The 11,016-nt window shown below is 48.8% G+C and carries 10 protein-coding genes; 4 read left to right on the plus strand and 6 right to left on the minus strand.

Annotated features, from left to right (window positions below):
• Positions 1-254: 254 nt before the first annotated feature.
• From RAL90_RS10590 to RAL90_RS10605, 4 genes are read left to right on the plus strand one after another with little or no spacing between them, the layout of a single operon-like run.
• Positions 255-1,256 carry a hypothetical protein gene (locus RAL90_RS10590; RefSeq protein ID WP_306250394.1) on the plus strand — a complete coding sequence of 334 codons (1,002 nt, stop codon included), beginning with the start codon at positions 255-257 and terminating at the stop codon, positions 1,254-1,256.
• Positions 1,253-2,125: a glycosyltransferase family 2 protein gene (locus tag RAL90_RS10595; protein ID WP_306250396.1), complete on the plus strand. Its 873-nt coding sequence runs from the start codon at positions 1,253-1,255 to the stop codon at positions 2,123-2,125. The genes RAL90_RS10590 and RAL90_RS10595 overlap by 4 nt, the downstream gene beginning before the upstream one ends.
• 14 nt (positions 2,126-2,139) lie before the next feature.
• A complete protein-coding gene (locus RAL90_RS10600) occupies positions 2,140-3,318 on the plus strand; it encodes an FAD-binding oxidoreductase (RefSeq protein ID WP_306250398.1) in 1,179 nt (392 codons plus the stop codon).
• On the plus strand, positions 3,308-5,797 hold the full coding sequence (locus tag RAL90_RS10605; RefSeq protein WP_306250399.1) for a GtrA family protein: 2,490 nt from the start codon (positions 3,308-3,310) through the stop codon (positions 5,795-5,797). Before RAL90_RS10600 ends, RAL90_RS10605 begins: the two co-directional genes overlap by 11 nt.
• Here the strand turns inward: RAL90_RS10605 and RAL90_RS10610 are convergent.
• The 6 genes from RAL90_RS10610 to RAL90_RS10635 all read right to left on the minus strand — a co-directional run bounded on the left by RAL90_RS10610 (position 5,794) and on the right by RAL90_RS10635 (position 11,003).
• Positions 5,794-6,624 (minus strand): sugar phosphate isomerase/epimerase, encoded by an 831-nt coding sequence (locus tag RAL90_RS10610; RefSeq protein WP_306250402.1) that lies wholly within the window; start codon positions 6,622-6,624, stop codon positions 5,794-5,796. The two genes, RAL90_RS10605 and RAL90_RS10610, sit on opposite strands and share 4 nt — an antisense overlap.
• Complete coding sequence (locus RAL90_RS10615; protein ID WP_306250404.1) at positions 6,621-7,643, minus strand: sugar nucleotide-binding protein; 1,023 nt, start codon at positions 7,641-7,643, stop codon at positions 6,621-6,623. Before RAL90_RS10615 ends, RAL90_RS10610 begins: the two co-directional genes overlap by 4 nt.
• A gap of 9 nt (positions 7,644-7,652) precedes the next feature.
• Entirely contained in the window at positions 7,653-8,426 is a 774-nt protein-coding gene (locus RAL90_RS10620) for a sulfotransferase domain-containing protein (protein WP_306250406.1), read from the minus strand.
• Positions 8,427-8,519: 93 nt separating this feature from the next.
• Positions 8,520-9,449 (minus strand): sulfotransferase domain-containing protein, encoded by a 930-nt coding sequence (locus tag RAL90_RS10625; protein WP_306250407.1) that lies wholly within the window; start codon positions 9,447-9,449, stop codon positions 8,520-8,522.
• On the minus strand, positions 9,403-10,176 hold the full coding sequence (locus RAL90_RS10630) for an ABC transporter ATP-binding protein (RefSeq protein ID WP_306250409.1): 774 nt from the start codon (positions 10,174-10,176) through the stop codon (positions 9,403-9,405). Before RAL90_RS10630 ends, RAL90_RS10625 begins: the two co-directional genes overlap by 47 nt.
• Positions 10,173-11,003, minus strand: a complete 831-nt coding sequence (locus tag RAL90_RS10635; protein WP_306250411.1) for an ABC transporter permease — start codon at positions 11,001-11,003, stop codon at positions 10,173-10,175. The genes RAL90_RS10630 and RAL90_RS10635 overlap by 4 nt, the downstream gene beginning before the upstream one ends.
• Positions 11,004-11,016 lie beyond the last annotated feature (13 nt).

The following is an 11,016-nucleotide window of genomic DNA, read 5'->3' on the forward strand; positions in this document are numbered from 1 at the left end:
CAAAACAATCGCTGGTGCGCGGCGCTCTGTCCTCATTTCTAATGTGATCTCACGCAAAATCCGGGCCACTTGCGCGTATTTCGCGCATAGGTAGCGCCCCTACAGGATACAACCTTCCTGGACCGTGATGAGCCATCCGCGAATATCCGCCTGGTTTCACCTTGCATCACTACACAGCGCTGCCTAATCATGCAGTTTAACAATGTCTGTGAAATGGCCATGAGAACGAAATTACCCGATCTGCGGAGTATTGCTTGAGCAACCAGACGAGAAATGACTATCTGCTCTCCCTTGTCCTCGTTGAAACAGAGCTTTCGGACGGTATCGGGGCTGCGCTCAAACCCGTTATTTCCACTCTTTCCCGGGCTTTCCAGTATTGGGAAATCATCATTGTTATCAAAGGGATACAAAGCAATTCCAAACTAATGAGTGAACAGTTTGCAAATCTGCCGAATGTCCGCGTGCTCTCGGTCTGGGAGCGTGCCGGATATTATAGATTGCGCACCCTGGGCGCGAGTGAAGCCATCGGTGATGTTGTGATTATTTCCACTATGGACGAAGTGTCCCTCACTGATCTCGCGCTGTTGGCAGATCAGAGCCGGGCAGCTGAAGAACCTGTGGTGGTCGGGCGCTCCAGGCTGCTGGATGCCTTTTCTCCATTAAGATCCCTGCTGGGCTCACTCACTGGATATAACCTGCGCAAAAGCGACACACACACTGTCGCATTCCCGCGTCATGACCTGAACCGCATTCTGGAATTACCCACGGCCGATCTCGACCTCCGCTTTGAGAGGCAGGACGCCGTTATTGCGCGGCGGCGACTGCCTGTTGATGAAGATACTGGCTGGCCTGAAAGAAAGGGCCACTTCGTCCAGCGCTTTGCACTTGTGTCCGACCTTATCGCCAGTTCTGCCCCGCGAGCGTTAAGCGTCATTACCATGCTGTCGGCCTTTGTTGCCCTGGCGAGCCTACTTTACTGTGTTTACGCTGTGGTGGTTTATTTTTCAGGCATCGATGTGCAGGACGGCTGGCTGACCATTTCCCTCGTGCTGGGCCTCACTTCTTTCTTTCTGAGCTGCGCCCTTGGTGCCTTGTCGCTAGGCCTGGTGGCGATACTGGATAAACTGAGCGGCGGTAGGCGGCAGGTCATTCTTGAAGAATTCAGCAATACCGACTTTTTCCGTGACACCGATGACCTGAATGTGGAAATGACGGCCAAGGCAGACGCGGCTACGCAGCAAGAGGCCCGATCATGACTTTCGACCAGAACGTGACTGCCCCCTCTCAGGCTCTTGAGCAGGAGGCCTATCCGGACTTTTTCAAACAGCGCAACTGGGATGTACCTGCTTTTTCGGTGAACCACCTGTCCACCAGGCGGAATAAATACAGCCTGGTGATCCCGGTCATCAACGAGGGGGAGCGCATCCGAAACCAGCTGCAGGCAACTCATGATCTCGGCCTGAGCAGCAAGGTTGATACGATCATCGCTGACGGCGGATCGACAGACGGTTCACTTGAGCCGGCCTTTCTGGAAAGCGTCAATGTAAGATCAGTCATTACAAAGACCGGACCGGGCAAACTTTCCGCCCAGCTGCGCTGTGGTTATGCCGTATCGCTTATTGATGGATATGACGGCATCATCACCATTGACGGCAATGGCAAGGACTCTGTTGAGAGCATTGCCGATTTTATCACGGCGCTTGAGGGGGGTGTGGATTATGCGCAGGCCTCCCGATTTGTGCCCGGTGGCCGTTCTGAGAATACGCCGCTGTCCCGGCTGCTGGCGATACGCCTGCTGCACGCTCCGATGCTGAGCCTCGCCGCCCGTCGCTGGTTTAGCGATACAACGCAAGGCTTCCGGGCCTACTCCGCAAGATACCTTCTCGACGAACGCGTCCAGCCTTTTCGCGATATTTTTGTAAAGTATGAACTGCTTGCCTATCTGACCGTTCGCGCGAGCCAGTTGGGCTTGCGCACATCAGAAGTACCGACAGCACGCCTCTATCCGGCGCACGAAAAAATTCCCACAAAGATCAGTGGTGCAGGGGCTCATATGGATCTTGTCAGTGTGCTCTTTTCTACACTGAAGGGTGACTATCACCCACCACATAATGCGCAAAGCTGACCGGGATTTGCAGCATGGCAAAAGACTGTGATTTCCTTATCATCGGGGGCGGCTTTTATGGCTGCTGTCTGGCGCTACTTCTGCGGTCGCTCTCACAAAACGTGATTGTGGTTGAGCGTGGTGATGCGCCTCTTGAGCGTGCCTCACGCGTCAACCAGGCCAGAATACACGCAGGCTTTCACTACCCACGCAGCTTCGTGACAGCATTGCGCTCAAAGTTACTATACAAACGGTTTGCGGCTGACTTTCCCGATGCCGTCGTTGATGACTTCCAGATGGTTTATGCCATCGCCCGTCGCAAGTCCAAGGTTACCGGGCAACGGTTCCTGCGCACATTTCAGGAAATGGGGGCACCCGTTTCAGCGGCAGGCCCAGGCGTCGAAGCGCTTTTTTCTTCTGACACTATCGAAGACTGCTTCACTTGTACTGAATGGGCTTTTGATTTTCGCGCCCTTCGCACGCAGTTGACGAAGCAACTCGACAAGGCCGGGCTGACCATCAGGTTCAATACGACAGTTGAAAATCTGACCAACGGTGAAGACAGTGTTATTGCAGAATTATCTGATGGAAACAGCATCGCAGCTGGCCATGTGTTTAACGTAACATATTCGCATATCAACAATATCCTGTTATCCAGCGGATTACAGGCCTTGCCAATGAAGCATGAATGGACAGAAATCGCACTTGTTCAGCCACCTGAAGAATTACAACCCTTCGGCTTTACCATTATGGATGGTCCCTTCTTTTCCCTGATGCCCTATCCGGCAGAAAGCCGGTACTCATTTACGCATGTTCGCTATACGCCTCATTTCAGCTGGCTGGACGAGAATGTCAGTAAGTCCCCATATGAAATGGCAGAAACACTTCCCAGGCAATCGCGCTGGCGTCACATGGTGGCAGACGCCGCAAAATATATGCCTGGCGCTACACGTGTCACGTATGAGAAATCACTTTTTGATGTGAAGACTGTGCTCCTCAAAAACGAACGGGATGATGGCAGACCAATCCTGTTTCACCAGCATTCAGATGCCCCCAATGTCACTTCCATAATGGGCGGCAAACTGGACAATATTTATGATCTGTTTGCGGTGCTGCCACAGGCAAACCCTGCCTGGCGCGACGTTAATACCAGCTTCCTCTTTGATAAACCGATTAAATCAGACAACCCCCGACAAATTCACCATGTCAGCTGAAAATATCATCGCTGTTGTCAGAATCAGCCTCTCTGGCGAAACAGGGCGTTATAGCATTGTTACCATCACAGGCTTCGTGCTGGACCTGATGATTGCCCTGCTCTGTCATGAAATATTTGGCTGGCCACTGCCGGTGGCTGCAAGTGTCGGCTTTATCATCGCAGCCATGGCAAATTACCTCGCGCACGAGTACTGGACTTTTCCGGACAGGCGAAATGGTTTTTCAGTCATGCGGTTGACCCGCTATCTTGGTGTTGCCATCACCGCATTATCTGTACGCTGGCTGATACTGTTTATTTTTACCGATATAGACTTACCTGCCGTCACTAGTTTCCTTGTCCTTTCAGGCGCCGCAGGCGCTTCGCTTGCTGTCAATTATCTCCTAACTCGGTTCTCCGTCTTCCCAAGCGCCCAAACAACAGACACTTTGCAACCGGACAGATTACCCCAGATTATTTTTGGTGTTGCCTCAGCGGCTACCCTCTTCTGGGTATATCAGTCGGATATTCTACGTGTTGATCAAACCATTGCCCAACCGGACGTCTTCTCGAATGGCCTCGTTTATGGACGTCTTATCAGGGCAGAACGAGAAGGACCGCTCAGTAAAAGCGGGCTTATGGGACGCGTGCACGACCCTGCCCTCAATGCCGGTGTAGATAGCGGGTCTGCCAGATCTCAGGCAACAATTGACCTCTACAGAACAGGCGCGGGACCTGAAAAGAAGTCAGCTCTTCAGCAACCTCAGGGGATATATACCGGCAATATCGGCTTGCAAAGCTGGTTCCTCTATGCGTTTGAGGGCCCGTTAAAACTGATGGGCCTTGACGGCGGAGAACGCATTATCGCGCATGAGAATATCATTCGATTACTGACCGTTATTTGCCTCTCCCTTCTTCTCGTTATGGCCTGGCGCGAGTTTGGAAGATTTCCTGCACTGGTCGGATTTGTCTTTGTTGCCGCCGCACCTTGGGTGAACACGTTCTCAGAGAGCGCTTATTGGGTTCCCTTTACCTGGCTCCTTCCGATAGCCGTATGCTGGTTTGCCTTCATCAGTAGAGACACAACGCAAGAGAAGGTTGCCCCGCCATATCTTTTTATTCTGCTGCTGATTTTACTTATTCTCAAACTCGGTTCTGGCTTTGAATATGTAACTGCCATTTTCATGGTATGTGGTGCCTTGGCAATTTACCGACCGATGCAGGAAGGCAGATGGCAGAAAGTATTCCTGCAAGGCGGGCTTACGTCCGCAACATGTATCTGTGCATTGATTGTCAGTTTTTTGACGCAGATTGTTGTCATTTCTACTTACACTGGTTCTTTCGGCAGCGCTTTAAGCGATTTCACAGAGCGCGTTCTGAAACGCTCACCTGTAGGTGGCCAACCGCTGGACGGTCATGGCGAAGATATTTTAGCCAAATATTTTTTTGACGCACCGATTGTGGAACTTGGCCAAATCAGCCTGGCCGCAACTGACATTCTCATAATTGCCTGTTGTTTAATACTCGTATCTGCCTCGGTCTTGATGCTGCGTGGCAAATTCAAACTCAGGTTCAACGCCCCCGCGATACTCTTTGTCCTGCTCTTAATTGGACCAGTCTCATGGTTCATCCTGGCAAACGGGCATTCTGCCAAGCACCTCCATCTCAACTTTGTGCTGTGGCACATAATCTGGGGGTTTATGGCAGTGATCATCGCCGCCAGCCTTACGCTAGAGGCAGTAAAAGGGGCCAGCTGGAAACTCAAATCTGGCATCACCGTAGTAACCACTCTCACTTTATCGGCCGGCTTGTTTGCAGCTTACACGATCAAGTTTGACCGTATGTACCCAAAGCAAAACATCTGGGCCAATGCCTCCCTGACTGAAGGTAACATCCAGTTCTATCAATCATCAGTGATTGTGGAAATCCCGTGCCGCAAGATCAGGAATGATCTTCCTTTCTTCATGCATCTTTATACCAGCCCCTTAAATTATCTGGTTCAAGGCAAAGCAAAACCAATTGTGAATGCAGATTTTGCTTTTGAAGATTATGCCCTGCCCAGACTGCCATTACAAAACCGGTGTAAAGCCAAAGTCCCATTCAAGGGGTTTTCGGTACAGAGAGTTCATTTAGGCCAATATGACAAAGAAGCCTTTTTACGCGGCGATGACAATTCACGGATCTGGACTGACAGTGGCAACGTGTCTTTCCCCGGCGATCCTGGCCGTGACATAAAGCGTGAACTACTGACAAAAGACGACTGGCATAATGGCATCCATAAAAAGTGGAACACAATTTTTGTAAAACACAGCCCCGAAGCCCGTGCGCAACTCGCTGATATTACAGCCGTGAAGCTCGCAAACGGAGAGATACTTAGTGTTTCTGGTGTCAGACATTATCGCAGATATATCAATCTGACATTTGACGAGCCTTTGCCTGACGATTTGCCGGAAAAACTGGAAGTTGTTTCAGAAAACACCAGCGTACGGCGCGCACCTTAACTGAAAGCTCTGCTCACAGCGTCTAGAGACTGTTCGATACTAGCGAGCGGATCTTTTTCAGATCGCTTCATTTCGATTGAAACCCAGCCATCATAATTACGCGCCTTCACGATGTCAGAAAAGCTGACAAGCCAATCCATCCCTGACGGTACAGGCGCAAGCCATGCTTCAGAGAGATGAATATGGGAAATCTTCTGCCTTGCCAGATCATATAATTTTTCCAAGGCCCCCATATCTTCATTCATGTGCAGTGCACCCGTATCAAAGTTGATGGTAATTGCCGGATGGTCACAGCGAGAAACGAAGTCACAAACGTCCGACATTCTGGTTAAAAAATTCGCACCGTATGCTGCCGGGTTAGGTTCTATCGCAAGTTTCTGACCTGTCTTAAATGCTGAGTCGGCTAACAGTCTGAATTCGGACAGTGCAATTTCATCGGCTTGCTGCGTATCCATATCGCCAGGAATAACCCGGTTTCGGGGCGACCCAATTACAAGATTTGAAAACTCCAACCTGCCAGCTAGATTGATGGCCCGGTTGATTGAATTCGTAAAAACCGTACGCTCTGTGTCTGTACCAAATAGAGCGGCCCCCTGAACGCCAAAATGCAGAGACTGCATAGAAACAGGGCGCAAACCGAACGATGCCAGCCTCTGGAGGGTAGCATTCACAGCCCCAGTCCGCGGCACAAAAGCATCATCTTCTTCTGGAAACAACAAACCTGGTGCAAATTCCAGCCCCTCAAAACCGTAGGCCTGAAGTAACTCATAGACGGCGTCAGATTCATCAGGCTGCCAGGCAATATTGGATATAGCGAGCTTCATCATCCCTCACTTTGGTGAAAGTCATAAAAGGCTTTCAAGGCGTCGAGAGTCTCTTGCGTTGAGTACAGATACTCTCCTTCCTTACCCCATTTTTCTGCATGAACTGTCCGCATATCCTCATGATGCTCCGCAGGAGCCGTATTGGAGAAGGGTTTACCAGTCAGGTATTCGTGAATAATGCCAGCCTTGAGAGGAGCTGAGCATATATGCAGTGTCTCAAGGTCATGATTGACGGATTTTCTGATATCAGTCCAAAGATTATTCATGTTGTAGTACTGAAACGTACTCTCGCTGTTCGTAAACATAGACGAACTGAAGCCCGCAATATCGAAAAGTCTGTTCACTGCAGGCCTGACTTCAGGCTGCTCATATTTCTGCCTATCCAGTTTCAACATCGTCGTATCTGAATCATACTGATAAAGGCTCTCGAATAGTAACTTCATTTCCTGTTTCATATCGCAAAGCAGTTCATCAGCCTTGACCTGTTTGAGAAATGAAGGGGCTGGATTAAGAATATCGAATATGAAGTTTTTCTTCAGGCCCGCACCAAAAAGCGCCGGCAACCGCAATATGTGGCTGTTGGGGAAACTGTTCTTTATATTGACTTCAAGTTCCCTGCGATGTTTTCCATATGCAGTCCCATCCTGAAAACGACTATTTTTCTCAGAGTATTTTCCGTTAAAATCATCCAGCACTGCAATAGTGGAAATCAGGACAATCCGTTGGCACTTCGCGCCCCGAAGGTGAGTGTGCAGATTCAGTAAATTCTGGCGATCCTGATCAGGAGCATTATTTGCCATCCACATGGTCGCTGGAGCTGCCGCACATATAATGAGATCATACTCTCTACCTTGAATATCCATGATATTGGCGCTGTTATAATACCCGGTAAAGCCGGTATATTGGCGCTTCAATGTTTCGCCGACAAAGCCCGTATGCCCGATTAAAGCTATACGCCTGTCCTCTAGTTGATCCCTGTTTATCATCTTCACCTCAATGGCATTTTCAATGCGGATCAGCAAAACCCTAGCTTATACTATATCTGCCTTCGCCAAAACTTCAGGTGTTGCCGGATAACCAAGCTCGGTTGTGATCGCGCCAAATTTTTCATCAAACTCAGCCAACTGATCTTTTGGAAATTTACGCACCCAAGGCAGAACGCTTGTATCCTGAATGTGGCTGGTTTTTTTCAATTTCCCGAACTGTATAGAATTCTGGACAAAGAGCTCCATTGCCGGCGCAAGTTCATGGGCCTCAAGGCCAAGCCGTAACAATATCCGGTGCCAGAGCATCAGGTCCGTGTCCTGCCGCATATCTTCGAATTTAACATTGAAAAAAATATTCTGAGCATCAAAATTATACATCATGTTGATGTGGTGCTCAGCGCTATTGCTCATTTCAAAAGCCACCTGCGCGTCAAGTGTTTCCAGCTTATTGAGCGCTTGTTGATATGTCTGCCCGTCAAACTTATCATCTGGCTCGTGCAACCACGCCTCATCAGACCATTGGTGGTATTTAGCTGAAGAAAGGATCATATCACGAGGATCGCGCACAACATGAATACCGCGGAATTCCATTCGGTGCTTGATCCTTACCTTGGGAAAACGCCCATACGGATGAAAAATAATTTTTTTGTCTTTGCCTTGAGCAGCTTTCTCCAGAGTCTCCTTTCTCTCCTGGATATTATTGATCCGGGAAAGGTGTATATATTCAACGCCAATACGCGCTGCGAGCCCCTCAAAGATATTATTCATCCAGTTTGTACCGGTTTTGTGATGTGTTTTTATAGCTATATGGTATTTCATGGATATATAGTTCCTCGACAGTTTTGCCGCCTTATATACAGCACGCAGATGTGCAAAGATAATTCAGTGCAATTATACGGAGCGCCATAGCACTCAATCTCGCCATTCTTCTGGCAGCCTGTCACCAAATCTGGACTGACAAAAATCATAAACTTCTGCATAATGATCGCGCAGTCGGCCAAAAGAGTTTTCATCAATGGATTTGGTTTTAACTGAACGATTGATAACCTGATCAAAACTGGCTGGCTTAGCAGGCAACCCCAGAAATTTCTGAATGGCCGCGACAGTTTCAGAAGAAAAAAGATTCTCATAAAAGCCGTAAAAGAGCATGTTTGCCGGGAACGCTTTTTCCAACTCAGTAATCGTTTTATCGTAACGCGTCCGTTCATAAAGCACACTGGACTCGAAAGACTTCTCCAATTCTGCCCTGGCATCTTCAATCTTGCCTCTGGCCTGCTGATACTTAAGCTGTGACCAATGCCTGGAAGCAGGGTCACGCATTAGGAAGATTATCTTAAGTTTGATATCATGTGCGGAGAACAACGCTTCGACTTTCCGAAAATGATCCGCCTGCAGCATCATATAGGCAGGCGTGATCTCGCATAAATACTTTTGATCACTTCCGCACAGGCGGTCAAAATGATCGAGATACCCTTCCGGGCAATAGTCCATCCTTACTCGATCAATCAAGGCTTCCCTGTATGCTTTGATTCTCCTAAGACGCGATTTTCCCCCATGCACAGAGTGAGGCTTTGCCAACAGCGCCTCTGCAGTCGCCAGCTCAAAGTCACGGTTCCAGTCCCCTGACAGATGCGGCACATACCGCGTATCAAAATAATGAACTTCCTTGATTGGACTACAGGCAATTTCGTCATAGGTTCGCAGGAATTGAAACAGCCATGATGTGCCGGCACGGGGCGCGCCGACCCCCATAATCATCGTCTTGCCGTTCAGCTTGGGATAACAGGACATAAAGTCAGACTTCTTCTTTTCGATTGCGCGCGTCTTCTTCAAATCGTTCAAGTATGCTCGGATCCTGGCTGTATTCTTTCATCCCCCCCGCCTCAAGCCACAAAAAATGTGTACACAAATTTCTTAATAAGGGAATACGATGGGAAGCGATAACAACAATGCCAGCACCTCCAACCATTGTTTTCATCCGCTCCTGTGCCTTATTTCTGAACTTGAGATCTCCAGCACCAATCCACTCGTCCATCATCAGTATTTCCGGCTCAAAGGCTGTTGCTGTCGAGAATGCCAATCGCATAACCATACCGCGAGAATAAGTCCGCACAGGCATGAACAGATATTCACCAAGGCCGCTGAACTCGGCGATGTCAGGCACGCGCTCCTCAGCTTCTGCTCTGGTCATACCCTGTATAAGCCCACTGAGTATGATGTTCTGAATACCAGTTGCTTCCATTTTCATACCGATACCCACATTGAACAATGCAGATACTACCCCCTCAGAAGTCACCGACCCATGAGTAGGCGGCACAATGCCGGCCATAACTTGCAACAAAGTGGTCTTGCCCGCACCATTATGACCGACAATACCAAGCCTGTCCCCGCCTGATAAAGAAAGAGAAATACCCTTAAGTGCCTCAACCCCCCCTTTTTTGCCACTGGCAAAGTTACCCCCAAGCGTACTGTCACTTTTGAGATTAAGCCTGTTAGCAACCACCGACTTGAAGCCGAGCGCTGGATAAATCAATGCCACATTATCAAGACAAACACTGGGCATCATCATATCCAGAAAATTATTTTACGGCGGCACAGCGCATAAAGGGTTACGCCCAACGCCCAACCGACAACAGTTATGCAAAGGACAACAATCCAGCTCCCAACAGGTACTTCACCCCGCAGGATTGGTTCACGGAAGATCTCGAGATAGTGCGTAAAAGGGTTCCACCAAACATATTCTCCTAATCTACCCATAGAAGTAGGTACCCATAAGATGGGAGTCAGGAACAGCATGATGCGCATTACAGAACTTATGAAATGCTGCAAATCCCTGAATCGAGCGCAAATGCATCCCAAGAACAAATGCACCCATACTGCATTGATAATAAAAATCAGGAGTGCCGGAATCGTCCAGAACATTACGGGGGTTATATCCACGCCCTGCCAGACCACAACGGCTGCAACAATAATAGAACTGAAGAAAAAAGTAACAAGGTTGCCAGTAATGCTCTGAAATATAAAAACCGATATAGGTATTTTTGTCCCCTTGAGCCAATTGCTTGAGGACATGAAAATAACACATCCCTCACTTATTGAGCCAGTTATAAACTGCCAAACAAGAAATCCAGAGCACAGAAATACGGCGAACGAAATATCCTGCACATTTGACAACCGCTCAAAAATAACAACCTTGACGAGAACGAACATACCAAATGAGAGAAATAGCCACGCAACGCCAAAAACGGTGCGCTGATACCTCTGCCTTAAATCTTCCTTGGACAAAGCCGTCCAGAGGCGCCACTGGAGAAGACCACTCCAGATGTCATCTCTCAGCACCTCCCAGAGAGGGTTGCTTTTCCGTGTAACAATTTCTGATGCGCTTGTCTCAGCCACACATGATCTCCGG

The sequence above is a fragment of the Parvularcula sp. IMCC14364 genome (assembly GCF_030758415.1).
In the GTDB taxonomy this organism is placed as follows: domain Bacteria; phylum Pseudomonadota; class Alphaproteobacteria; order Caulobacterales; family Parvularculaceae; genus Aquisalinus.

What these genes read in the sequence shown, in the direction of transcription:
- RAL90_RS10595 (WP_306250396.1), top strand. Translation starts at nt 1,253, where the DNA reads ATGACTTTCGACCAGAACGTGACTGCCCCCTCTCAGGCTCTTGAGCAG.
- RAL90_RS10600 (WP_306250398.1), top strand. Translation starts at nt 2,140, where the DNA reads ATGGCAAAAGACTGTGATTTCCTTATCATCGGGGGCGGCTTTTATGGC.
- RAL90_RS10605 (WP_306250399.1), top strand. Translation starts at nt 3,308, where the DNA reads ATGTCAGCTGAAAATATCATCGCTGTTGTCAGAATCAGCCTCTCTGGC.
- RAL90_RS10610 (WP_306250402.1), bottom strand. Translation starts at nt 6,624, where the DNA reads ATGATGAAGCTCGCTATATCCAATATTGCCTGGCAGCCTGATGAATCT.
- RAL90_RS10620 (WP_306250406.1), bottom strand. Translation starts at nt 8,426, where the DNA reads ATGAAATACCATATAGCTATAAAAACACATCACAAAACCGGTACAAAC.
- RAL90_RS10630 (WP_306250409.1), bottom strand. Translation starts at nt 10,176, where the DNA reads ATGATGATGCCCAGTGTTTGTCTTGATAATGTGGCATTGATTTATCCA.